General features: G+C 56.7%; 25 protein-coding genes. 7 read left to right on the plus strand and 18 right to left on the minus strand.

Annotation, left to right across the window (positions count from 1 at the left end; all coding sequences use genetic code 11):
* Positions 1–188: 188 nt before the first annotated feature.
* From ABI171_RS13025 to ABI171_RS13050, 6 genes are all read right to left on the minus strand, one after another.
* The gene (locus ABI171_RS13025; RefSeq protein WP_348092988.1) at positions 189–815 is read right to left on the minus strand and encodes a GNAT family N-acetyltransferase; all 627 of its coding nucleotides are present in this window, start codon (positions 813–815) and stop codon (positions 189–191) included.
* A gap of 414 nt (positions 816–1,229) precedes the next feature.
* Positions 1,230–1,973 carry a hypothetical protein gene (locus ABI171_RS13030; RefSeq protein ID WP_348092989.1) on the minus strand — a complete coding sequence of 248 codons (744 nt, stop codon included), beginning with the start codon at positions 1,971–1,973 and terminating at the stop codon, positions 1,230–1,232.
* A gap of 299 nt (positions 1,974–2,272) precedes the next feature.
* Positions 2,273–3,034 carry an arsenical resistance protein ArsH gene (gene arsH, locus ABI171_RS13035; RefSeq protein WP_348092990.1) on the minus strand — a complete coding sequence of 254 codons (762 nt, stop codon included), beginning with the start codon at positions 3,032–3,034 and terminating at the stop codon, positions 2,273–2,275.
* Positions 3,027–3,458, minus strand: a complete 432-nt coding sequence (arsC, locus tag ABI171_RS13040) for an arsenate reductase (glutaredoxin) (RefSeq protein WP_348092991.1) — start codon at positions 3,456–3,458, stop codon at positions 3,027–3,029. The genes arsH and arsC overlap by 8 nt, the downstream gene beginning before the upstream one ends.
* The gene (locus ABI171_RS13045; RefSeq protein ID WP_348092992.1) at positions 3,412–4,128 is read right to left on the minus strand and encodes an MIP/aquaporin family protein; all 717 of its coding nucleotides are present in this window, start codon (positions 4,126–4,128) and stop codon (positions 3,412–3,414) included. Before ABI171_RS13045 ends, arsC begins: the two co-directional genes overlap by 47 nt.
* A 37-nt stretch (positions 4,129–4,165) precedes the next feature.
* Complete coding sequence (locus tag ABI171_RS13050; protein ID WP_348092993.1) at positions 4,166–4,504, minus strand: metalloregulator ArsR/SmtB family transcription factor; 339 nt, start codon at positions 4,502–4,504, stop codon at positions 4,166–4,168.
* Between the two features lie 274 nt (positions 4,505–4,778).
* Between ABI171_RS13050 and ABI171_RS13055 the strand changes: the two genes are divergently transcribed.
* Complete coding sequence (locus ABI171_RS13055) at positions 4,779–7,256, plus strand: prolyl oligopeptidase family serine peptidase (RefSeq protein ID WP_348092994.1); 2,478 nt, start codon at positions 4,779–4,781, stop codon at positions 7,254–7,256.
* A gap of 67 nt (positions 7,257–7,323) precedes the next feature.
* Here ABI171_RS13055 and ABI171_RS13060 read toward each other — a convergent pair whose 3' ends face one another.
* Together ABI171_RS13060 and ABI171_RS13065 are read right to left on the minus strand one after the other, a co-directional pair.
* Entirely contained in the window at positions 7,324–8,088 is a 765-nt protein-coding gene (locus tag ABI171_RS13060; protein ID WP_348092995.1) for an MHYT domain-containing protein, read from the minus strand.
* Positions 8,089–8,228: 140 nt separating this feature from the next.
* Positions 8,229–8,525 carry a hypothetical protein gene (locus ABI171_RS13065; RefSeq protein WP_348092996.1) on the minus strand — a complete coding sequence of 99 codons (297 nt, stop codon included), beginning with the start codon at positions 8,523–8,525 and terminating at the stop codon, positions 8,229–8,231.
* On the opposite strand from ABI171_RS13065, the gene ABI171_RS13070 reads away from it, so the two are divergent.
* The gene (locus ABI171_RS13070) at positions 8,515–10,422 is read left to right on the plus strand and encodes an ATP-binding cassette domain-containing protein (protein WP_348092997.1); all 1,908 of its coding nucleotides are present in this window, start codon (positions 8,515–8,517) and stop codon (positions 10,420–10,422) included. The two genes, ABI171_RS13065 and ABI171_RS13070, sit on opposite strands and share 11 nt — an antisense overlap.
* Positions 10,423–10,457: 35 nt before the next feature.
* A complete protein-coding gene (locus tag ABI171_RS13075) occupies positions 10,458–11,027 on the plus strand; it encodes a GNAT family protein (RefSeq protein ID WP_348092998.1) in 570 nt (189 codons plus the stop codon).
* Between the two features lie 9 nt (positions 11,028–11,036).
* Here ABI171_RS13075 and ABI171_RS13080 read toward each other — a convergent pair whose 3' ends face one another.
* Entirely contained in the window at positions 11,037–11,888 is an 852-nt protein-coding gene (locus ABI171_RS13080; RefSeq protein WP_348092999.1) for a tetratricopeptide repeat protein, read from the minus strand.
* Positions 11,889–11,937: 49 nt separating this feature from the next.
* On the minus strand, positions 11,938–13,488 hold the full coding sequence (murJ, locus tag ABI171_RS13085) for a murein biosynthesis integral membrane protein MurJ (protein ID WP_348093000.1): 1,551 nt from the start codon (positions 13,486–13,488) through the stop codon (positions 11,938–11,940).
* Positions 13,489–13,846: 358 nt separating this feature from the next.
* Between murJ and rpsT the strand changes: the two genes are divergently transcribed.
* Complete coding sequence (gene rpsT, locus ABI171_RS13090; protein ID WP_061938064.1) at positions 13,847–14,116, plus strand: 30S ribosomal protein S20; 270 nt, start codon at positions 13,847–13,849, stop codon at positions 14,114–14,116.
* Positions 14,117–14,281: 165 nt separating this feature from the next.
* On the opposite strand, the gene ABI171_RS13095 is transcribed toward rpsT, so the two are convergent.
* The 3 genes from ABI171_RS13095 to ABI171_RS13105 all read right to left on the minus strand — a co-directional run bounded on the left by ABI171_RS13095 (position 14,282) and on the right by ABI171_RS13105 (position 15,816).
* Positions 14,282–14,737, minus strand: coding sequence for a DUF192 domain-containing protein (locus tag ABI171_RS13095; RefSeq protein ID WP_348093001.1), 456 nt, complete (start codon positions 14,735–14,737; stop codon positions 14,282–14,284).
* Positions 14,738–14,885: 148 nt separating this feature from the next.
* Positions 14,886–15,113, minus strand: coding sequence for a hypothetical protein (locus tag ABI171_RS13100; RefSeq protein WP_348093002.1), 228 nt, complete (start codon positions 15,111–15,113; stop codon positions 14,886–14,888).
* Positions 15,114–15,246: 133 nt separating this feature from the next.
* The gene (locus tag ABI171_RS13105; RefSeq protein WP_348093003.1) at positions 15,247–15,816 is read right to left on the minus strand and encodes a pseudouridine synthase; all 570 of its coding nucleotides are present in this window, start codon (positions 15,814–15,816) and stop codon (positions 15,247–15,249) included.
* Between the two features lie 139 nt (positions 15,817–15,955).
* On the opposite strand from ABI171_RS13105, the gene icd reads away from it, so the two are divergent.
* Positions 15,956–17,209 carry an NADP-dependent isocitrate dehydrogenase gene (icd, locus tag ABI171_RS13110; protein WP_348093004.1) on the plus strand — a complete coding sequence of 418 codons (1,254 nt, stop codon included), beginning with the start codon at positions 15,956–15,958 and terminating at the stop codon, positions 17,207–17,209.
* Between the two features lie 143 nt (positions 17,210–17,352).
* Here the strand turns inward: icd and ABI171_RS13115 are convergent, their stop codons facing one another.
* Complete coding sequence (locus ABI171_RS13115; RefSeq protein ID WP_009665919.1) at positions 17,353–17,556, minus strand: cold-shock protein; 204 nt, start codon at positions 17,554–17,556, stop codon at positions 17,353–17,355.
* A 336-nt stretch (positions 17,557–17,892) separates the two neighbouring features.
* Between ABI171_RS13115 and clpS the strand changes: the two genes are divergently transcribed.
* Positions 17,893–18,201, plus strand: a complete 309-nt coding sequence (gene clpS, locus ABI171_RS13120) for an ATP-dependent Clp protease adapter ClpS (protein ID WP_348093005.1) — start codon at positions 17,893–17,895, stop codon at positions 18,199–18,201.
* On the plus strand, positions 18,198–20,498 hold the full coding sequence (gene clpA / locus ABI171_RS13125) for an ATP-dependent Clp protease ATP-binding subunit ClpA (protein WP_348093006.1): 2,301 nt from the start codon (positions 18,198–18,200) through the stop codon (positions 20,496–20,498). The genes clpS and clpA overlap by 4 nt, the downstream gene beginning before the upstream one ends.
* Positions 20,499–20,667: 169 nt before the next feature.
* Here clpA and ABI171_RS13130 read toward each other — a convergent pair whose 3' ends face one another.
* The 4 genes from ABI171_RS13130 to lspA form a co-directional block, all read right to left on the minus strand.
* Entirely contained in the window at positions 20,668–21,756 is a 1,089-nt protein-coding gene (locus tag ABI171_RS13130; RefSeq protein WP_348093007.1) for a M48 family metallopeptidase, read from the minus strand.
* Positions 21,757–21,767: 11 nt separating this feature from the next.
* Positions 21,768–22,217 carry a dUTP diphosphatase gene (gene dut, locus ABI171_RS13135; protein ID WP_348093008.1) on the minus strand — a complete coding sequence of 150 codons (450 nt, stop codon included), beginning with the start codon at positions 22,215–22,217 and terminating at the stop codon, positions 21,768–21,770.
* A 211-nt stretch (positions 22,218–22,428) separates the two neighbouring features.
* Positions 22,429–23,643 carry a bifunctional phosphopantothenoylcysteine decarboxylase/phosphopantothenate--cysteine ligase CoaBC gene (coaBC, locus tag ABI171_RS13140; RefSeq protein WP_348093009.1) on the minus strand — a complete coding sequence of 405 codons (1,215 nt, stop codon included), beginning with the start codon at positions 23,641–23,643 and terminating at the stop codon, positions 22,429–22,431.
* A gap of 50 nt (positions 23,644–23,693) precedes the next feature.
* Positions 23,694–24,206 (minus strand): signal peptidase II, encoded by a 513-nt coding sequence (lspA, locus tag ABI171_RS13145; protein WP_348093010.1) that lies wholly within the window; start codon positions 24,204–24,206, stop codon positions 23,694–23,696.
* Positions 24,207–24,246: the final 40 nt, after the last annotated feature.

Raw genomic sequence — 24,246 nt, forward strand, 5'->3', positions numbered from 1 at the left:
TCATGGTGGTTCACCTGAATCCTGAAAAACAGGCGACCGATGCAATCAAGAAAAAGGAGCAAGATCTAGCACTGAAAAAGGCAGCATAAATGCAACACTCAGGCGACAACTAGCTTGAAAATTTCCGGTCTTTGATTTAAAACAAATTATTGGTGGAGGCGGCGGGAATCGAACCCGCGTCTCGCTTATTACGCCGCCAACACTGCCGTCGCAAGCGGCGCCACTACCCGCCAGCCAAAGGTCTCGTAAAGAGCGCGGCCAGCGTCGCTGGCCACTAGCAGGCGCTCGGTGGTGCCCGCTTGCTGCGCTAGGGCATCCAACGCATACATGACGACCGTGCCCAAGCCTTTGCGGCGATGTGATTCCGACGTTTCTATACGGTCAAACACGGCGCAGCCTTGGTGTAGCGCAACGCGCCCTATTGCGGCCAATTCGCCGCGGGCATTTTCCACGCGCACCACATGCCCGGCGTTTTCTACGCCTACGGTGTTGCGATAGCCCGTCGGCAGCTGGACTGGCCTAGGCATAGGCTGCGGGCCTACCATCACATATTGCAGAGGTTCGATTTGCCAGCGCGCCGGTAGCGCCGCGCGCAAGATTTCGGACGTCACCGCCGCCTTGACGAATACGCAGGCTTCGCTGACCTGCTCCGCGCAATGTTGCAGTCCCGCCCCTGCATCCACAAACACGTAGCGGCGCAGTTGCTTGGGCTGCCCGACTTCCACATACAAGCCATCACCCCGCCGCGTGGGCAGCGGCAAACCGCGACCTAGACTCCAGCCGGTCAACCAACGTTCTAGCAAAGCGAGATCCATCTTCATTTCCATCGTGGCGCGTGGATAGGTTAAAAAAGCGGGAGAATGCAGTAGCGAACCCGTCGCCAACAATGATAGCAGTGCCAGAAAAAATGCGCCGGCGGCCCATCCTCGACCAGGATGGTGGTCACACGGCGCGCTTGACGGCATGACGTCCGATGAATTTTACTATCGCCGCCTTCTTGCGCGGCTACAGGCCGCATAGGAGATGGGCCGGGTTCCTTACAGCGCTGCACACTCTTGCCCCGCACATAGAGCCGCGAGCTGCGCCGTGGACCACCCACCTCGCACCTACGCACCAACGTCGGACTTAAAATTTCGGAGAAGAGGCAAATATGATTGCTACAAATTTGCTACCGCAAGTAGCAAGATGTAGAGCTGGTGCGGGTCTCTCATCTCATTCCACGCCGTGAACTATTGGACAGATTGTACTGCGTCGGTCTGGCTTTCCGAAGGAACGAAGGCAAGAATGCCACGATCAATGAAAGACTGATATGTGGTTTCTGGTATTAATGATTTCCCGGCTTTTAGCGCGTCATAAAGCGCCAGGAACCAAAGGTATTTATTTCTGTAATTTGGGCTTTTCTCCATCAGCAAATTTGCGCGCATCGCTGCCGAAGATCCCCACATTATATTAAATGGATTGACGATATTTCTGTCTCGGAAATGTAATAGTGATGTGGCGTAAGGGCCGTTTCGAAAACGTTCAAGCCAGTAATTTTCAGGGATAACGATGTCGTCCGAAATAACAACTGCTGGCACCCCGACCATCTTTTCGAGCTTGACAGCATTAATCAATGCGTCACTGACCACTAGTAAGTGAGTATCTCGACGATCTTCCCAATATCGACCGAACGCGATTCCGCCCCTCAACATGAAATTATGCTGCAAACAATAAAACCACAAAAGTTGCACTGTGCCGAGAAGGGGGAGCAGTTCTGACGATGTGATCAGTATTGAATCTGAGTACATCGTCACGTTGACTTGATCAGAATATTCCCAAGTTGTGATGTGTCGACCAAGTTCTTTGTAGAGCGATAAGGTTTGGTCAAATTCAGCTACTACGCTATTGGAAAACCCAAGAATGTCGCAGAATGCAACATATTTTTGTTCAATTGGATGTTCTGGCCCTTGATCTATTTCGGGTGTCTCCGGCATATGGTTTCCCTATTTAGCGGTTTGATTTATGTTACCTCATTTAAATACAGTCAATCATTCTCGTAGATGCAGAGGCCGAGTTGCCGCTATAGAACGGTAGACGCGCTTTTATCTATTCATTCTAAAATATAGATTTGATTACTAAAAAATTACGAAATTACATTGTAAGTTATTGATTAAATTCGTATTTTGATTCCGCTGTTGGCGGGACCATCCCCAATTCCCCTCTATCATGGAAAATCCTCATCAGCCTTGTATTTAAAGGGTTTTGAGGCAATATCCCATCCATGTCGATAACATTACGCGAGTGGTTCGGTTCCTTGCCGCGTTATCTCATGATTCATCGCCGCCGCAGCCAAACTGATAGCTAACTCTGGAGCTGCCTCCTTCCGTTCGCTATATCTGCTGGTCAGATAGCTGGAACGGTCGCGCACCAGCAGCGTAAATTTGTAGAGCTCTTCCATCACATCGACCAGACGTTCGTAGTAGGGCGACGGCTTCATGCGGCCGTTGTCGTCGAATTCCTGGTATGCCTTGGCGACCGAGGACTGGTTGGGAATGGTCACCATGCGCATCCAGCGTCCTAGGACGCGCAGGCCGTTGACTGCGTTGAACGACTGCGAGCCGCCGGATACCTGCATCACCGCCAGCGTGCGGCCCTGGGTCGGGCGGGTGCTGCCGATTTCCAGTGGAATCCAGTCTATCTGTGACTTGAACACGCCGGTGACGGCGCCGTGCCGCTCGGGGCTGCACCAGACCTGGCCTTCTGACCATTCTGAGAGTTGCCGCAGTTCCTGCACTTTTGGATGTTCCGGCGCACAGCTGTCGACCATGGGTAGTCCGTGTGGATCGAATACCCGCGTGTCGGCGCCGAAATGCTGCAGGATGCGTTCTGCTTCCAGCGTGAGCAGACGGCTGTACGATTTCTCGCGCAGGGAGCCGTAAAGGAGCAAGATGCGCGGCGCGTGGGTCGATGTTGTCGGCGTATCGAGTTTTTGCAGCGTCGGCATATCCAGATGCGTTGCGCTAACGTTGGGCAGATTGCTGAGCTTGTCAGTCATTGGTCTTTATCCTTTTTCCGTCAGCGTCGATCACGGCTTCGCCATCTTCTTTGGTGAATGGTCCCAGTTGTGGCAAGGGCAGGATGTCCAGCACCAGTTCGGATGGCCGGCATAAGCGCACGCCGATCGGGGTTACGACGAATGGCCGGTTGATCAGAATCGGGTTGGCGAGCATGGCGTCGAGCAGCGCATCGTCGGTTAGCGCGGGATTGTCGAGTTCGAGCTCGGCAAACGGCGTACCTTTTTCGCGGATTGCGGTGCGCACCGTCAAGCCTGCCTGCTGGATCATCTGGCGCAGGTCGGCGCGGCTGGGCGGTGTCTGCAGGTACGCAATAATCTCCGGCTCTATTCCTGTATTGCGAATCAGCGCGAGGGTATTACGGGATGTCCCGCAAGCCGGGTTGTGATAAATCTTGATTTCCATGGAGTGAGACCTCTTTGTCTGGAGCGAATAACCATTTGAACAGGATGGCCGCGGCGGTGGCGCCGAGCAGCTGGGCGGCGATAAATCCTGGTGCGTCTTGGGGCCGGATGCCGGCGAACGTGTCTGACGCTGCACGGGCCAACGTGACGGCGGGGTTGGCGAACGATATTGACGATGTGAACCAGTAGGCGGCGGTGATATAGGCGCCCACCGCAAACGGTGTGCTTGCCGGCCGGTTGCGGGAACAGCTGGTGATGACTGCCAGCAGGCCGAAGGTGGCGATAAACTCGCTCCACCATTGCGGCAGGCCGCTGCGCACGTGATGTGATGCAAAGAACGCCGCTTCGCCGAACATGCCATGTGCTGCAGCAACGCCGGCAAAAGCGCCTGCGATCTGGGCTGCCACATACTGCGCTGCCAGCCGCCTGGGAATATGGCCGAGCCACATTTCGCTTAACGTCACGACAGGATTGAAGTGCGCTCCCGAGATCGGCGCAAATGTCAGGATCAGTGCGATCAGGCCGGCGCCGGTCGCCAGGGTGTTTGCCATGAGCGCCATGGCGACGTTGCCGTCGGCCAGCCGTTCGCCCATGATGCCGGAGCCGATGATGATCGCCAGCAGAAATGCTGTGCCGAGGAATTCACCGGCGAGCTTGCGAGAATGTGTCATGGCGGCGTCTTTCCAGATTTCTCGATGCGGATGTGCTTCAGCTGGAAGTCACGCCGGCTGCACAGGCAGGGACGCAAACCGGCGTGCATGGATTACCGCCACAGCAGTTTTCAGTCAGGAACGCGATTAGTCCGTTCATCGCGGAAAAATTGGCGACATACAGGATCGAGCGGCCGTTTTTTTCGGATGTAATCAAACCGGCGTGCGCCAGTTCCTTCAAATGAAAAGAGAGCGAGGAGGGGGCGATTCCGAGGCGCTCCGCAATGTGCGTCGGGACCAGGCCTTCAGGCCCGGCTTGCACCAGAAGGCGGAAGGTTTGCAGGCGCGATTCCTGTGCAAGGGCGGCGAGGGCGATGACGGCTGATTTGTTTTCCATGATGTTTCCATATTAGTGGAAGTATCGAGTTAATTCAATAATTATCGAAATATGGAATTATTGTCTGGGTCTGTCATCAGAGCAGAGGATGAAGCTTTGCCGTTTCAGCAGGTTTATGTGCCTGACATGTTGTTGTTCGGTAAAGTCCCGTCATAATGATCAACTTGGCGTTTTGCCAGCCGAAGTTCAGGTAGCAGCCGCATTGGATGTGATCCGGTCCCGGTTGTATTGACCGCACTAGTTAACCGCATTACTCACTTAACCATCGATCGATATGAAATTGTCTCCCAAAGGTCTGGCCCTCATCGGTTCCCTGCTGGTCGTGCAGCCGCCGGCGATTCAAGCACAAACTCCCGCGAAAACAGCGGGCAGCTATGCATTGCCGCCGTTGCCGCTGCAAGCCTTGGTGGATGCGCCGCTGCCGCCGCAGTTATCGGTCAGTCCGCATCGCGATTTGCTGGCCTTGACGCAGACGCCGTCATTGCCTGGCATCGACGCGGTTGCGCAGCCTGAATTGAAACTGGCCGGCTTGCGTATCAATCCACGCACCTATGCGCAGAGCCGTTTTTCGTTTGGCAACGATTTGTTCTTGCTGGAGATCGCCAGCGGCAAGGAAGTCCGCCTGCAGGGATTGCCGCAACCACTCTCGATCGCCAGCTCAAGCTGGTCGCCCGACCAGCGTTATATCGCTTTCAACCAGGTCGATGCGAAAGCCGGCACCAATGAACTGTGGCTGGTTGATGTCGCTGCGCGCCGGGCGCGGCGGCTGACCGCGCGGCCGTTGAATACGGTGGCCGGCAACGGTTATCGTTGGATGCCGGATAGCAGGCAGCTGCTGGTGCAGTTGCGCGTCGAGGAGGCCGGCGCGGCGCCGGTTGCGGACGGCATCCCGCGTGGTCCCAGCGTGCAGATGACGCAGGCTGGCGCCGGTGTAAAAAGCAATCCTACTTTTCAGGATCTGCTGAAAAACGAGGATGATGCGCTCACCCTTGAGCATTATTTGCGTACGCAGGCGGCGCTGATCGATCTGGATGGCAAGGTCGTCAAATTGGGCGAGCCGTCGTTGACGCTGGCGCTGGAACCTTCACCGGATAGCCGTTACATGCTGCGCCAGCGTATCGAGCGGCCTTTTTCCTATCAGGTTCCGGTCACCAGTTTCCCACGCCGGATCGAAGTGCTGGACCGCAGCGGCAAGCTGGTGAAACAGATTGCCAGCCTGCCGCTGGTCGAGGGGCTGCCGACCGGTAACGATGCGGTGCCCACCGGCGTGCGCCGGATTGATTGGCGTCACGATGCGCCGGCGACCCTGGTCTGGGCCGAAGCGCAGGATGGCGGCGATCCGGCGAGCAAGGTTGATACGCGCGATCTGGTGCTGATGCAGGCCGCGCCATTCGAGCAAGCGCCGAGCACCTTGGCGCGCCTGAGTTCGCGTTATGCCGGCATCAACTGGGGTAACGGCGAGCTAGCGCTACTGAACGAATTCTGGTGGAAGACGCGTCAGGTCAAGGAATGGCGCATTGCGCCGGACCATCCCGATCGCGCGCCGCAATTGATTCGCGAGGCATCTTCCGAGGATCGCTACAAGAATCCCGGCAGGCCGGTTATGGTGCGTGATGAACACGGCGAGACGCGCTTACTGGTCAGCGCCGACGGCGACAGCATTTTCCGGATCGGCGGCGGCGCATCACCGGAGGGCGACCGGCCGTTCCTGGACAAGGTCAGCCTGCAGACACTGCAGGCCACGCGGCTGTTCCATTCGCAGGCGCCTTACTACGAAGCGCCGCAAATCCTGCTGGACGATAGCGGTGAGCAGGTGCTGACGTCGCGCGAATCGCCTACCGAGCCTGGCAATTTTTACGTGCGCGACCTGAGGGTGAACGCACAATCGGCGCCGCGCGCGCTGACGCATTTCCCGCATCCGACGCCGCAGCTTGAAGGCGTGAACAAACAGCTGGTTCGCTACAAACGCAAGGACGGCGTCGAACTCACCGGCACGCTGTTCCTGCCGCCGAACTACGACGCCAAGCGCGACGGCCCGCTGCCGATGTTGATGTGGGCCTATCCGGCCGAGTTCAAGTCGGCTGAGGCGGCCAGCCAGATCACCGATTCACCGTACCGCTTCAACCGCATCAGCTACTGGCGGCCGCAGGCTTTCCTGGCGATGGGCTACGCGATATTCGATGAATTCTCGGTGCCGATCGTCGGCGAGGGCAGCAAGGAACCGAACGACACTTATGTGGCGCAACTGGTCGCCAGCGCCGAGGCGGCGGTGGATGAAGTGGTGCGGCTGGGCGTCGCCGACCGTGAGCGCATCGCCGTCGGCGGCCATTCCTACGGCGCCTTCATGACCGCCAACCTGCTGGCGCATACGCGTCTGTTCAAGGCCGGCATCGCCCGCAGCGGCGCGTATAACCGCACGCTGACGCCGTTCGGTTTCCAGGCGGAGGAGCGTAATTTCTGGCAGGCCAAAGACGTCTATCAAGCCATGTCGCCTTTCAACTACGTCGACCAGATCAAGGATGCCTTGCTGCTGATTCATGGCGAACAGGATAATAATCCCGGCACCTTTCCGGTGCAGAGCGAGCGCATGTATGCCGCGATCAAGGGTTTGGGTGGTACGGCGCGGCTGGTGATGCTGCCTAACGAAGCGCATGCCTATCGCGCGCGTGAGTCGATCATGCAGATGCTGGCGGAATCGAACCGCTGGCTGGAAACTTATATCGGGCCGGGCAAGCCTGCCGCCAAACCTTGAACGATACTGCCGTCGATAGAAAATGGAAAACCCGGGCGCCAGGCGCCCGGGTTTTTTGCTGAACCGATCAGCGCAGCGAATCGGCCAGTTTGTTGTCATCCATGCTGCGCCCCAACACTACCCAGAAAATGCACAAGGACAGCAGGCCAGCCACGAAATACACCGAGACGTCGAGATAGTTGCCGCCGATTTTCAGCGGGATCAGCGGCGCATCGGTGGTGCAGATCATGTTGGCGGCGAACATGCCGACGTAATGCATGCTGCACACCGCCAGCGCCATCACCAGCGCCGCTGCGATCCGATGCAGCAGCTGGGTCAGGTTAAAGGCCAGCCACAGGGCTGCGCCTGCCGCAACAATGGCAATCACCAGCGAGATGGCCACTGTGGTGAGATTCAAGGACATGGTGGCGCGCAGGTTCATCGCATACATCCCCATATAGTGCATGACGCAAACGCCGACGCCGGCCAGCAGGCTGCCGGCCAGCCAGCCGGAAGTCTTGAATTTGCCGTGGCCGCCGGCCAGATAGAGCGCAATGCCGGAGATGACAATGGCGGCCGCCAGCGATGCGGCGGTGAGCCAGACGTCATAGGAAATTGGTACGGACAGGCGGTAAGCCTGCATGGCCAGGAAGTGCATCGACCAGATGCCGATGCCGCCCAGCGAGGCTGCGGCGCAAACCGCCATGCCCAGATCCAGCGTGCCATCCTTGCGGAACATGGATTTGGCGCATTGCAGAGCCAGCAGCGCGCCCCAGAATGAAATCAGATACGACAGCAACACCAGCGCGGCGTCATATCTTGGCGTCAATAATTGTCCCAGCAATGGATCCATGGTTTTCTCCCTGTTTGAATGTAAACGGCAATCGACGCGATAACGCGCCTGTTGCCAATGTTTTTGCAACAATATTGTTTTTGGACGCGAGTCAAATGCATAACGCAGTGGCTTATATCTCTACCGGATAATTATTTCCACTACGAAACAATATAGGGTTGAAATTTCTTTTTGGCAATGCTGTTGGAAAAATAATTTGGTAACGTATTGTTGGATGGCGACGACGAGCGGGGAGGGGGCGGGGAGACCGGTATCCGCTGCGGATTCTGTGCTGGAATACAGACGGCCCAAAAGGATGAAAGCGACAAATCTGCATCTTGCCGCGCCAGTATAGGTACAATGTGCGGTTCATTCATCCAATTGACCGCGCGTCGCCCGTTATAGCCGCGCTCAGCAGGTCTTTCTTTTTCTGGTCTCGTCCAAATTATGGCTGTCATTTCTATCTCCAATGCGCAACTCGCATTTGGTCACGTCGCGTTGCTGGATCACGCTGAGTTTTCCATTGAATCCGGCGAGCGGGTCGGCCTGATCGGTCGTAACGGTACCGGCAAGTCATCGCTGCTGAAAACCATCGCCGGCGTTTCCAAGCTGGACGACGGCTTGATGGTGATGCAGCAGGGGATCAAGATCGCTTATGTCGACCAGGAACCGCATTTTGACTCCGACATGTCGGTATTCGACGCCGTCGCCGCGGGCATGGGCGAAATGCAGGCCTTGCTCAACGAATACGATGCACTGACCGGCCAGTTCGGCGGCGACAACGATGACGCCATCATGGAACGCATGCACGAGATCCAGAGCAAGCTCGATGCGGCCGATGCCTGGAGCCTGACCAACAAGGTCGAGACCACGCTGGACCGTTTGAACCTGGATAAAGACCTGCTGATGGGGCAACTCTCCGGCGGTATGCAAAAGCGCGTGGCGCTGGCTTGCGCGCTGGTCAGTACGCCTGACGTCTTGCTGCTCGATGAGCCGACCAACCATCTGGATTTCAGCTCGATCATGTGGCTCGAAGGTTTGCTGCGCGACTACAAGGGCAGCGTGCTGTTCATTACCCATGACCGCAGCTTTCTGGATAACGTCGCCACCCGCATCATCGAACTGGACCGCGGCCGCATCTTGTCCTTCCCGGGCAATTTCACGGCTTATCAGGTGCGCAAGGCCGAGCAGCTGGAAAACGAAGAAGTCGAGAACGCCAAGTTCGACAAATTCCTGGCGCAGGAAGAAATCTGGATCCGCAAAGGCGTGCAAGCGCGCCGTACCCGCGACGAAGGCCGCGTGCGGCGTCTGGAAGCCTTGCGCGTTGCGCGCAGCGTGCGCCGCGACCAGCAAGGCCAGGTCAAGCTGGATGTTTCGTCCGGCGAACGCTCCGGCAAGATCGTCGCCGAGCTGACCGATGTCAACAAGGCTTATGGCGACAGGGTGATCGTGAACAATTTCACCGCCACCATCCTGCGCGGCGACAAGGTCGGCCTGATCGGCCAGAACGGCGCCGGCAAGACCACCTTGCTCAAGCTGATTCTCGGCGTCGACCAGCCGGACAGCGGCAGCGTCAAGCAGGGCACCAAACTGCAGATCGCGTATTTCGACCAGATGCGTGCGCAACTGGATGAGAACGCCAGCCTGGCGGACACCATCGCGCCGGGTAGCGACTGGGTCGAGATCAACGGCCAGCGCAAGCATGTGATGACCTATCTGAACGATTTCCTGTTTGCGCCGGAGCGCGCGCGCTCGCCGGTCAAGTCGCTGTCAGGGGGCGAGCGCAACCGCCTGCTGCTGGCGCGCTTGTTCGCCAAGCCGGCCAACGTGCTGGTGCTGGATGAACCGACCAACGATCTGGACATCGATACGCTGGAACTGCTGGAAGAACTGCTGGAAGACTATAACGGCACAGTGTTCCTGGTCAGCCATGACCGTACCTTCCTCGACAACGTCGTCACCCAGGTGATCGCCGCTGAAGGCGATGGCATGTGGCGCGAGTATGTCGGTGGTTACACGGACTGGGAGCGCGTGCGTCCTAGCCAGTCGGCCGTCATCGCCAGGGCCAAGAGCGAAGCTAAAGTCGAAGCGAAGGCAGCGGAGCCGGTGCAGCCCGCAGTCAAGCAGAAAAAACTCAGCTACAAGGAACAGCGTGAGCTAGAAGAGCTGCCAGTCCTGATCGCCAAGCTGGAAGCAGAACAGAAGGCCATCACCGGCCAGCTGGAAGATCCCGACCTGTACAAGCAAAAGCCGGATGAAGTGAAACGGTTGAATGAACGGTTCGCGGAAATCGACGGCTTGCTGCTGGAGAGCCTGGAAAAATGGGAAGTGATCGAGGCGCGTAGCAAGGGCTGAGACATCAACGCACATCAACGCAGGATGGGTAGGTAATGGGTGAGGAAACTGCGTTTCCAGTGATTCAAACCGAACGCTTGTTGTTGCGCGAAACGATCGAGCAAGACGCCGAGGATATTTTTGCCGTGCACGGCGACCCTGATGCAATGCGCTGGTTCGGTACCGATCCGTTGCCGGATCTGGCCGCGGCGCGCGGTCTGATCAAAACATTCGCCAGCTGGCGCCTGGATGAAAATCCCGGCACCCGCTGGGGTATCCAGACCCGGCAAGATAGCCGGTTGCTCGGCACATGCGGTTTGTTCCGGTGGAATCCGGCTTGGCGCAAATGCATGATCGGCTATGAGTTGGCGGCGCATGCGCAGAAGCAGGGCTTCATGCGAGAAACCTTGTCTGCGGTCGTGAGCTGGGGTTTTGAACATATGGCGCTCAATCGCATCGAAGCGATGGTCCATCCCGACAACCTGGCGTCCCTGAAGCTGCTGCGACAGCTCGGGTTTGTCGATGAAGGGTGTGCGCGCCAGGCCGGATACTGGCGCGGCCAGTATCACGACATGCTGCAACTGTCGCTACTGCGTAACGAGTGGCCGGCCAACCATCTCAGGTAGGACATTGTTTTAATTCAACCGCCGGCTCGCCTCGCGCAATTCGATGACTTGCTGCTGCAAGATCGGCGCATCAGCCGCATGTGGCCTTTGCGCCAGATAATATTCCAGGTCTTCCAGCGCCGCTTGCGGACAATCCAGCTGCGCAAACGCCAGCCCGCGGTCGCGTCTTTCGACAGCGTCCCCCGGCAATAGAATCAAGATACGTTGTTGCACTTCCAGCAGCCGCTGCCAGTGATTGCCTTGCTGGTAGATCGCTTTCAGATTGCGCAGCACGCGCACCAGGATTTCATGCGGGTGAGCTACTTGCAGATAGCTGATCAGCGACAGCCGGCTGGCGGCGCGTTCTTCATCGCTGGCGGTTGGCAGGTAAGGCTCCAGCCGCTCTTCCAGTTCTTCGCGCGACAGGCTGGTGCCGTTGGCGGGGTCGATCATGATATCGCCGGACGGCACGGTCAGCTTCATCAGGAAATGACCGGGGAATGAAACCCCTTGTACCGATAAACCAACCTGCCGCGCCAGTTCCATGTAGACCAGCGCCAGCGAGATCGGAATCCCGCGGCGTTTGGCGATGACCCGGTGCAGGTAACTGTTGTCGGTATCGTAATAATGATTGACGTTGATCGCGAATCCCAGTTCCTCATAGAAGAAGTGATTTAGCGAACGCAATTTTTGAATCGCCGTGGCATCCGTCGCCAGGCGCTGGCGCAAGGTGTTGGCCAGCCGGTCGAGATCGTTTTGCGGCGCGTCGAAATCCAGCTTGGGATAGACATCCTGCGCAATCGCCAGCGCCGCCTCGAACAAGGGGACGTCGCTGGCTTGTTGCACCAGCGCGCTAAAGTATTCCAGAGATGTGATCGTCATAGCTCCTATCCTAGCAAACTATTTTCCAGGATGCGATTGCCTGAGCGAGTTAACGTGCAATCCGCTTGAAATCCTGGAAACGGAATCCCATGGCGAGTAGTGCTCCAAAGTAAGTTGCACCACAAGCCGCCATCACCGCGAACAGGGCGCCGATCCGCATCAATGAGCTGGTATGCGCTCCGGTCCAGTCGAATTGCTGGGAACCCCATAGGGCGACGCCAGCCATCAGGAACAGGGCGCCGACCAAGCGCAGGAAATAGCGTACCCAGCCTGTTTCCGGTGTGTAGATGCCGCGCCGCATCAGGCTCCACAGCAGGAAGCCGGCGTTGAGACAGGCGCCGATACTGATCGAGAGAGCCAGGCCGGCCACTGCAAAAATCGGCACGAAGACATAGTTCATCAGCTGGGTGGCGATCAGGACGCCGATGGCGATCTTGACCGGGGTGCGGATGTCTTGCTTTGCATAAAAGCCGGGGGCGAGGATTTTCACCACGATCAGGCCGATCAGGCCGACGCCATAGGCGATCAGGACCTGGCTGGTGACCGCCACCGAGGCGGCGTCGAATTTGCCGTGCTGGAACAGGGTGGATGTCAGCGGCACCGACAAGGTCGCCAGTCCGACTGCGGACGGCAGCGCCAGCAGGAAGGTCAGGCGCAGGCCCCAGTCCAGCAGCGATGAGTATTCGGCAAGGTCTTTGTCGGCATTGGCTTTCGACAGGCTGGGCAACAAGATGGTGCCGAGCGCCACGCCTAACAGGGCGGTGGGAAATTCCATCAGGCGATCACCGTAGGTCAGCAGGGACACGCTGCCATGACCCAGGCGCGAGGCGATATTGGTGTTGATCAGCAGGCTGATTTGCGCCGCCGAGACGGCAAACACCGCCGGCCCCATTTTTTTCAGCACCCGCTGCACGCCGAGATCACGCAGGCCGATCGAGGGATTCATGGCAATCCGCGGCAGCATGCCGACCTTGATCAGCGCCGGCACCTGGATCGCCACCTGCAATACGCCGCCGACCAGCACCGCAAACGCCATGGCATAGATCGGATGTTGCATGTAGGGCGCAACGAACAGCGAGGCGACGATGAACGCCAGGTTCAGCAAGACAGAGGTGAAGGCAGGAATCTTGAACTCATGCCAGGTATTCAAGACGCCGCCGGCCAGCGCCACGAACGACATGAAGCCGATATAGGGGAACATGACCCGCGTCATGAAGATCGAAGCGCCGAGCACGTCTTTGTTGTCGCCGAGGCCGGGGGCGATGAAATAGACCAGCGCCGGCGTCGCGAGAATGCCGATGATGCAGGTAACCAGCATGGCCCAGGTCAGCACGGTCGCCACGTGGTCGACCAGTTCCTTGGTCGCGGCCTCGCCTTTCTGGTTTTTGTATTCGCCCAGGATCGGCACGAAGGCTTGCGAAAACGCGCCTTCGGCAAACAGCCGGCGCAACAGATTGGGAATGCGGAAGGCGATGGCGAAGGCATCGGTGTAGCCGTCGGCGCCGAAAGCGCGCGCGTACAGGATTTCGCGAATCAGGCCCGTCACACGCGACACCATGGTCATGCCAGAGACGGTGGCAAGCGTTTTATGCAAGTTCATGGAGCGGCATTATAGCTGGAGCAGATCGTCTGTCGGAGCTTTCCGGGCATTTGGAAAACGTCGGGGCTTTTTGCCATATTTGCTGTACTTCCATTGTTCCTGCGATTATTTATTTGCGTTCCGGGTTGCCGCCGATAAAGGTCATGTGTGATAAAGTCGCGGCCGGAACGTTCCCCAGCCACACGCGATATCGAATTGCCATTCTGGCATGTTTGTTTTCTTGCGACAGAATTGCCTCGGAAGCAAGGGGTATTTGCCTGTTTCTTAAAAACTGGTTATAATCCATGGCTTTACAGAATTCTGCGCCGCGGTCAGGTTTGCCGCGTAAGCATTCCCGACCTCGTTTTAGGAAATATAAATGGCAAATACCGCACAAGCACGTAAGCGTGCTCGTCAAGCAGTTCAGCAAAACCTGCACAACTCCAGTCAGCGTTCGACCCTGCGTACAGCAATCAAAGCTGCCCGCAAGGCAATCGATGCTGGCGGCGACAAAGCTGCAGCAACGCTGGTCCTGCAAAAATCCGTATCGATCATCGACCGTATCGCGGACAAAAAGATCATCCACAAGAACAAGGCTGCACGCCATAAGAGCCGTCTGAACGCTGCTCTGAAAGCACTGGCTGCTTAATTAGTACTTGATCGCCGGCTGGCCCGGCGGTTTTTACTAGCTTGTTGCTGAATTAAGAAAAACCCTGCATAAGATTGCTTATGCAGGGTTTTTCTGTTTTGTTTTTGATTGTTCTGCTTGCCAGCTACGGCGGTCGGACCGCCGTGCCGGTTTTATGACTGCAGCTTACAGTTGCGGCAAGCCTTCAATCACGGTGCCCGGCTTGATATTCTTGTCCTTGAACCAGCTCTTGTTCATTTCCAGCGCATAAGACGCGGCGCCCTGGGCGCAATGCGAATCCAGCGTCTGCGCTTTCATTTCCTCGACATTCAAAATCGCACCCTTTTTATCGATAAAGGCGACCGATAGCGGGATCAGGGTGTTCTTCATCCACATGCAGATCCCTGCGGGCGTGTCGAACACAAATACCATGCCTTCGTTGGCGCCCATTTTTTTGCGGAACATGAGACCTTGTTCGCGCTGTTCATCGCTGTGCGCAACTTCCGCCTTGATGACGTGGATGCCGATGTTGAGCGAAATGGTCGGGAGTTGCTGGCTTTCCTGTGCGCTTGCCGGCAGGGCGGTAAAGGCGGCGATGCTTGCGGTGGCTGCTGCGAGGTAAATGGCGCGGATTTTTCTCATGTCGGTAAGGCTCCTGTAGGGTAGGGAGATTATACAGAGAGCTAAATCGGCAGAGAGGTGTTGCAGGCGTTGCGGCGGGATATTAAATGTTTCAGGACGTAAAAAAAGGCAGGACTGGCCTGCCTTTCCATTCTAACTGATGCCGAAATTACTTGGCAGCAGGAGCAGCGTCAGCTGCTGGCGCTTCAGCTTTTTCAGCTTTGGCTTTAGTTGCTTTTTTAGCTTTCTTGACTTTGTGCGTAGTCTTCTTGGCAGCTGGAGCCGACGCTTCTGCAGCAGCTGCGGCAGGAGCTGCAGGTGCAGCTGGGGCTGCGTCAGCAGCGAATACAGAAGTAGCGAACAGGCCAGCAACCAGAGCAGCGATCAGTTTGTTCATTTTAAAATCCATTCTTTAGCGAGTTAATCAGTTGATGATTCACTTGAATCACTGCAATTAACGACGCCCGGAAACGGATGGTTGACAGATATTTTAAAAAAGAGCGGAAATATGTATCAATTTGTATCAGCTGCTACTTCTGTAATTTACTTAATTCATCCGGATCGATTTCCAGCATGTCGCCGGGCCACAAGGGATGGCTATGCAGCGACACCTGGCCAATCGCAACCCTGACCAGGCGCAAGGTCGGCAGGCCGACCGCCGCAGTCATGCGCCGCACCTGGCGATTTTTGCCTTCGGTCAGGGTCAGCGCCAGCCAGCTGGTGGGTTTGTCTAGCCGTTCGCGAATCGGCGGATCGCGCGGCCACAGCCAGTCCGGCGTCTCCACCATGTGCGCCTGGCAAGGCAGGGTGACGAAATCGCCGAGGTCGACGCCGCCGCGCAGGCGCGCCAGCGTGGGTTTGTCTGGAATCCCCTCAACCTGGGCCAGATAAGTCTTTGGCTGTTTCAATGCGGGATGGCTAATATTATGTTGCAGCTGGCCGTCGTCGGTGAGAAGCAGTAATCCTTCGCTATCTGCATCAAGGCGTCCCGCCGGATAAATATCGGGGATCTTGATATAGTCGGCGAGGGTGGGGCGGCTGGGATGCGCCGAGAACTGGCACATGACTTGGAAGGGTTTATTGAATAGGATCAGGGGCATACCCCTAGTGTCGCAAAAACATAGCCGCTAGTAAAATACTAGTGCATAATACGAAATGCTTGTCTTATGTCTTATATAAGACTTAGGGTGCTTCCTATCCCATCTCGTTGCTTCCCACCTCCCAACTCCGGAGATACAGATGTCCCAACATATCAAAGTGCCTGTTGAAGGCAAGAAAATCACCGTCAACGCTGATTTTTCGATCAACGTCCCAGAAAATCCCATCATTCCTTATATCGAAGGCGATGGCACCGGTGTGGATATCAGCCCGGTCATGATCAAGGTGGTGGATGCGGCTGTAGCCAAGGCGTACGGCGGCAAGCGCAAGATCAGCTGGATGGAAGTGTTCGCCGGCGAAAAGTCGACCAAGGTATACGGCCCTGACGTCTGGCTGCCGGAAGAAACCCTGGCGGCAATCAAGGATTATGTGGTGTCGATCAAAGGTCCGTTGACCACCCCGGTCGGCGGCGGCATCCGTTCGCTGAACGTGGCGCTGCGCCAGGAGCTGGACTTGTACGTCTGCCTGCGTCCGGTGCGTTATTTCAAGGGCGTGCCTTCGCCGGTGCGTGAGCCGGAAAAGACCGACATGGTCATCTTCCGTGAAAACTCGGAAGATATCTATGCCGGCATCGAATGGCAAGAGGGTAGCGAAGGCGCCAAGAAGCTGATCGAGTTCCTGATCAAGGAAATGGGGGTCAAGAAGATCCGCTTCCCGAATACTTCCGGCATCGGCATCAAGCCGGTGTCGCGCGAAGGCACCGAGCGCCTGGTGCGCAAGGCGATCCAGTACGCCATCGACAACGACAAGCCGTCCGTGACGATTGTCCACAAGGGCAACATCATGAAGTTCACCGAAGGCGGCTTCCGTGACTGGGCGTATGCCCTGGCGCAAAAGGAATTCGGCGCCGAGCTGATCGACGGCGGTCCATGGGCGAAATTCAAGAACCCGAGAACCGGCCGCGACATCATCATCAAGGATTCGATCGCTGATGCATTTTTGCAACAAATTCTGTTGCGTCCGAACGAATACAGCGTCATCGCCACCCTCAACCTGAACGGCGATTACATCTCCGACGCGCTGGCGGCGCAAGTCGGCGGTATCGGCATCGCTCCGGGCGCCAACCTGTCGGATTCGGTGGCTATGTTTGAAGCCACCCACGGCACAGCGCCAAAATATGCAGGCAAAGACTATGTGAACCCGGGTTCGCTGATCCTGTCGGCGGAAATGATGCTGCGTCACATGGGCTGGCTGGAAGCGGCCGACCTGATCATTGCATCGATGCAGAAATCGATCACCTCGAAAAAGGTCACTTACGACTTCGCCCGCCTGATGGAAGGCGCGACACAGGTATCGTGCTCCGGTTTTGGCGACGTCCTGATCGAAAACATGTAAGTTTTACCATTGTTGTAAAAAAAGCCAGAATGCGTTCTGGCTTTTTTACGCCGGCCTTCCGGTTAGCGCTATCAGGAGGCCATAAAAAAACCTCACCGCAGTGAGGTTTTTCACAAAAACAGCTTAATTACGCCAAAGCGGAATTAAGGAGCTTGGATGTTAGAAGCTTGCTTGCCTTTAGGGCCTTGCGTGACTTCGAACTGGACTTTTTGACCTTCTTTGAGGGTCTTGAAGCCGTTCATCTGGATTGCGGAAAAGTGAGCAAACAAATCCTCACCGCCGTCGTCCGGAGTGATAAAGCCGAAGCCCTTAGAATCGTTGAACCACTTGACTGTACCTGTTGCCATAAAATAGCGTCTTTCAAATAATGACCAATCACACGAGCCGTAAAAGCAAGAAGCCTCGCGTAACGCTGCCCCTTCTAGAACTTGCTCACTTCTATTAATAAGCGGAAACATGCTCACCAATGAATGTCATTCTTTGCGCAAAAAATAAAAAAGTCAAGTAATTTCCATAATGCAATTAAATTTCAGGTTTTACTCTATTTTTTGCTCTTGATTTAATCTCATCCAACGTCATCTGCATAGCAATCGGAAAACGCGTAATATCAATATAAACGTTATTTTATTGCGTGTGGCGCTAATGATGTTACTGCAATTGTCGGAAGGTTTTAGAATAGGCGCATGGTAACCAAGCACGAAGACGGCACAGTAGCGACGCGACAAGAGCAAAAGCTCAAGCCGCCCCCCATGTTTCAGGTTTTTTTGCTCAATGACGACTACACTCCAATGGAGTTCGTGGTCGCCATCCTGCAGGAATACTTCAACAAGGATCGTGAAGCCGCAACCCAGATTATGTTGAAGGTGCATCGCGATGGCAAAGGCATGTGTGGTGTGTATCCTAAAGATATCGCATCCACAAAAGTTGAACTGGTATTAACGCACGCACGCAAAGCAGGGCATCCCCTGCAATGCATGATGGAGGAAGCATGATTGCGCAGGAACTGGAAGTAAGTTTGCACATGGCGTTTGTCGAAGCACGACAGGCAAGGCACGAGTTCATCACCGTGGAACATCTGCTGCTGGCCTTGCTCGACAACCCGTCCGCGGCAGAGGTGCTGCGTGCGTGTGCCGTCAACATCGATGATATGCGCAAAACGCTGACCATCTTTATCGGCGACAACACACCGACGGTGCCGGGTTCGAATGAAGTGGATACCCAGCCGACCCTAGGTTTTCAGCGCGTCATCCAACGCGCCATCATGCATGTGCAATCGGCTTCCAATGGCAAGAAGGAAGTCACCGGCGCCAATGTGCTGGTGGCGATCTTCGGCGAGAAGGATTCGCACGCGGTCTACTACCTGCACCAGCAGGGTGTAACGCGTCTCGACGTGGTCAATTTCATTTCGCATGGCGTGCGCAAAGATCAGCAAGCCGATGCGCAAAAGTCCTCGGAAGGTGCTGAAGAAGTGCAAGCCGAAGGCCAGGCCAAGGAAAGTCCGCTCGACCAGTTCACGCAAAACCTGAACAAGCTGGCGACTGAAGGCAAGATCGACCCGCTGATCGGACGCGAGTACGAAGTCGAACGCGTGATCCAGACCTTGTGCCGCCGCCGTAAAAACAATCCCTTGCTGGTCGGCGAAGCAGGCGTCGGCAAGACCGCGATTGCGGAAGGTCTGGCATGGCGCATCACCCAGGGCGAAGTTCCGGAAATCCTGCAAAACGCGATTGTCTACTCGCTGGACATGGGTTCGCTGCTGGCCGGCACCAAGTACCGCGGCGATTTTGAACAACGCCTGAAAGCCGTGCTCAAGCAATTGAAAGACAGCCCGCACGGGATCTTGTTTATCGATGAAATCCATACCATTATCGGCGCCGGTTCGGCTTCGGGCGGTACGCTGGATGCATCCAACCTGCTGAAGCCGGCTCTCTCGAGCGGCCAGCTGAAGTGCATCGGCGCCACCACTTATACCGAGTTCCGCGGCGTGTTCGAGAAGGACCATGCGTTATCGCGGCGCTTCCAGAAGATCGACGTCAACGAACCGACGGTTGAGCAAACCGTGCAGATCCTGCGCGGCCTGAAATCGCGCTTTGAAGAACATCACGGCGTCAAATATTCAGCGTCGGCATTGACCAGCGCGGCTGAACTGGCGGCCCGTTTCATCAACGACCGCCATTTGCCGGACAAGGCGATCGATGTTATCGATGAAGCCGGTGCAGCGCAGCGCATTCTGCCGAAGTCGAAGCAGAAAAAGACCATCGGCAAGGGCGAGATCGAAGACATCATCGCCAAGATTGCGCGGATTCCGCCGCAGTCGGTCAACCAGGACGACCGCAGCAAGCTGCAAACCATCGACCGCGATTTGCGCAACGTGGTGTTCGGCCAGGATCCTGCGATCGATGCGCTGGCGTCGGCCATCAAGATGGCGCGCGCCGGTCTGGGTAAAACCGACCGTCCGATCGGCTCCTTCCTGTTCTCCGGTCCTACCGGCGTCGGTAAGACCGAGGTGGCTAAGCAGCTGGCGTTCATCATGGGCATTGACCTGATCCGTTTCGACATGTCGGAATACATGGAGCGCCATGCGGTAAGCCGTCTGATTGGCGCGCCGCCGGGCTATGTCGGTTTCGACCAGGGCGGTTTGCTGACCGAGGCTGTCACCAAGAAGCCGCATGCGGTGCTGCTGCTGGATGAAATTGAAAAAGCCCATCCGGATATTTTCAACATCCTGCTGCAAGTGATGGATCATGGCGCATTGACCGACAATAATGGACGCAAGGCGGATTTCCGCAATGTGATCATTATCATGACCACCAATGCCGGCGCGGAAAGCCTGCAAAAACGTTCGATCGGTTTCACCGATAAGAAGGAAGCCGGCGACGAGATGGCGGATATCAAGCGCATGTTTACGCCTGAGTTCCGTAACCGCATCGACTCCATCATCAGCTTCCATGCGCTGGATGAAGAAGTTATCTTGCGGGTGGTCGACAAGTTCCTGATGCAGCTGGAAGAGCAGTTGCACGAGAAAAAAGTCGAAGCGGTGTTTACCGAGAATCTGCGGAAATTCCTGGCCAAGAAGGGCTTTGATCCGTTGATGGGCGCACGTCCGATGGCGCGTCTGATCCAGGACATGATCCGCAAGGCGCTGGCCGACGAACTGCTGTTCGGCAAGCTGGTGACTGGCGGCCGCGTGACGGTGGATCTCGACGACAAGGACCAGATCAGTCTGGACTTCGCAGAGAAAGATACCTCGACGCCGTCTGCGCCTGAGGAAACGGTTGAAGTGGAGTAAGACTGCAATACAACTGGAACAAGCTGCTGCGGAGTTGAATGCAGTTTGCATCCAGCCAGCGTCGCAAAAGCAAAAAGCCTGAATCATGTGAGTGATTCAGGCTTTTTCATATCCGCCCGGTCCGCATTTGATCATTGCTCCATCGCCTGGCGACGATGGAGCGTAGCGCTTACGGCTGGATGGTAGTGCCGGTGGCTTGCTTTGCCTGGATATCCGAGACGGTTTGCTGGATCGCGCTCATCCGGAAATCTGTGGCAGGATGGATAGCGGTATAGCCGTTCAGCACGGTAGCTGGATACTGCGTCGCAAGTCGTTGCCAGAACGCTGGAGCGCCATCAACCTTGTAGCCGGCGCGCGCCACCATGAACAGCGACAAACGGTCGGCGGAGGCATCCAGCTGCTGCGGGAATGGCTTGACGCCGGCCGCGCCGCTGAGCGGCGTGGTGTCCGGCCGCAGACGGATCAGGTTGTCGATGACGCCGGTCATGGTCGCAGTATTGCGCTGACGCGAAGCGTGGGTCAGCGAGTTGTGCGCCATTTCCTTGGCGATCACCAGCGCCAGTTCATCGTCGCTCTGGGTGAATTTCATCATGCCGGCGCTGATCAGCACGCGGCGTCCGTCGGCGTAGCTGATCACGTTGTCGGTGTTGCCGAGTTCGATGCCGAAGGCGCAGGCGCGGGTCAAAGGCACGGTCAAGGTCTGGTTGCTGCCATTGCGCGCAACGGTAACCTTGATGTTGGTGCGACCGTTGACCAGCGGACCAAGCATCATGGCGGTCTGGCGTTCGGCGTCGGCGCCGACCGGCGCCGGTTTGTCCTGGATCGCCACCAGCAGGTCGCCGCGCTGCAGGCCGGCCTTGGCGGCGCCGCTGCCCGCCAGCACGCCGGTGACTTGCAACTGGTCGGTAAAGCCGAGGGAATTGGCGGCGGCGATGAATTCCGCCGTAAAGGAATATTTGGTTTTTGCGGTGAAACCGAGCAGGTTGCGCGCATTGTTGCGGCACAGCAGCGCGTTATTCACCAGCAAGGGTGCAGCCACGTCATACAGACGGTCTTGCAAGCCGATCAGGGCTTTCAATTCCGCCTGTTGCGGCGGCACTGTGACTGCCGCCGGCTTTGGAGCGACCATCACGGCGGGCTTTTCTATCCCGGGTGGTACCGTTTCCGTGTTGGCGCAAGCTGCCAGCAATAGCACCGGCAAGGTCACCGCAGCATAGCGCTTGAGTCCCTGCCATCCGGGGCTGCTCGTCAATCTCATTATTTTCTCCATCAATGTTTTCCGGTGCTGCCGAAGCCGCCTGCGCCGCGTTCGCTGCTCTCGAAATCTGCTACGACATTAAAACGGACACGGGCTACAGGCACAATAATCAATTGCGCCAGCCGTTCCATCGGGTTGAGGGTAAATTCGGTCGTGCCGCGGTTCCAGGTGGAAACCATCAGCTGACCCTGGTAATCAGAGTCGATCAGGCCCACCAGGTTCCCTAATACGATGCCATGTTTATGGCCAAGGCCGCTGCGCGGCAGGATCATCGCCGCATAGGCCGGATCGCCGATATGGATCGCCAGGCCGGTAGGAATCAGATGGGTTTCACCGGGTTTGATCGTCAGCGGGGCGTCCAGGCAGGCGCGCAGGTCCAGGCCCGCACTGCCTTCGGTGGCGTAGGCCGGCAGTTGATCTTGCATGCGTGGGTCGAGAATCTTGACGTCGATGATATTCATTGAAATGGTAACAATCTAATAAGTGAAAAGTGAAAATGGTGCTGATAGTGCAGAGAAGCGCATTAAGACAAGCGTAACAAATGAAAAAGCATGGCAGGAGCAATCCCGTCAGGTATTCACAAGCAAGGCTGATTCTGGTTTTCATCGCCGGTAATCAAACGGGCGGCGACGGGCTGACGCTAAAAGAGACAGGTAAGACTAAAGCTTGAGACTAATTGCCAAGACGGCTGGCAATGGCCGCGATCAGCTGGCGTGCCAATTCCTGCTTGCCGGCGCGCGCCAAATCGGTGTGGCCATTGGCGTCAAACAATACCAATTGATTATCGTCCTTGCCAAAGGTGTCATGGCCGATATTTCCGACCAGCAGTGGCACATTTTTCCGGATGCGCTTGGCTTCGCCATACTGCAGCAAGTTCTCCGATTCGGCGGCAAAGCCGACACAATACGGCGGTTTTGGCAGCGCTGCAACTGTTGCCAAAATATCGGGATTCTGTTCGAAGACCAGCTCCGGCGCGCTGCCGTCGGCATTTTTTTTCAATTTCTGGCTGCTGGCATTGGCTACCCGCCAGTCGGCCACCGCTGCCACGGCGACGAAGATATCGGTCGCGTTGGCGGCGCTGTTGGCGGTCAGCTGCGTCATCACGATATCGTGCATCTGCTGCGCGGTCTGGATGCCGATACGCCGCACGCCATACGGCGTGGTGAGCGCAGTCGGGCCGGATATCAAAGTCACTTCGGCGCCGGCTTCGTATGCTGCGCGTGCTATCGCATAACCCATTTTCCCGGACGACAGGTTGGTGATGCCGCGTACCGGATCGATCGGTTCAAAGGTTGGCCCGGCAGTCACCAGTACGCGTTTGCCCTTGAGCAGCTTGGGCTGGAATGAGGCAACGACTTCTTCCAGCAACTCATGTGCCTCCAGCATGCGGCCCATGCCGACTTCTCCGCAAGCCTGCTCGCCGGCATCGGGGCCGAGCAATTGGATGCCGTCTGCCAGTAGTTGCGTCAGATTGCGTTGAGTCGCCGGGTTTTGCCACATTTCGACATTCATCGCCGGCGCCACCAGCAAAGGCAAAGTAGCGGGACGCGCTACGCACAAGGTCGACAGCAAGTCGTCGCAGGCGCCGTGCGCCAGCTTGAAAATGAAATCAGCGGAGCAGGGCACGATGACAATCGCGTCGGCATCGCGGGTGAGGTCGATATGCGGCATGTTATTGCCGATGCGGGCATCCCACTGATCGGTAAATACCGTCTTGCCGGTCAAGCCTTGCATGGTGACAGTGGTAATGAAATGCGTCGCCGCAACAGTCATCACCACTTGCACCGAGGCGCCGGCCTTGATCAGCGCCCGTGCAAATTCCGCCGCCTTGTAGCAGGCGATGCCGCCGGTCAGTCCCAGCACAATTTTTTTACCAGCAAGATCCATGTCAGCTCCTGGAGTCATGCGTCAACATGCTTTGCTTATGATTTTCTTGCTTACTTGTTTACGCGACGCAACTCATCAATAACGAACAATACCGCACCGACGCAGATCGCGCTATCGGCGATATTAAAAGCCGGCCAGTGCCAGTTGCGCATGTAGAAGTCGAGAAAGTCGATCACGTGGCCGTAGGCGATGCGGTCGACCACATTGCCGATGGCGCCGCCCAGGATCAGCGCCAGCGCGGTGCAGAACATGCGCTGGCCGGCATGCCGTTTCAGCAAGAAAGTAATGAACAGCGCGGCTGCAATTCCGAGCGCGGTGAACAGGTAGCGCTGCCAGCCGGATTCCGTCGACAGGAAGCTGAACGCGGCGCCCTTGTTATACACCAGCACCAGGTTGAAGAAGGAGGTGACCGGCTGCGATTCGCCATAGCTGAACAGGCGCACGATGGTGATCTTGGTGAGCTGGTCGATCACCAGGATCAGCGAGGCAATCGCCAGCCAGGGCGCCAGGCCGTATTTGGAGGATGAGGTGGAAATGGTCGAAGAGCGCTTTTTAGTAGCCATATAAGATGAGTTGTTTCTTAAATAGGTGTTGCAGCAAAAC

The organism is Collimonas sp., from assembly GCF_039923675.1.
Classification (GTDB): domain Bacteria; phylum Pseudomonadota; class Gammaproteobacteria; order Burkholderiales; family Burkholderiaceae_D; genus Collimonas.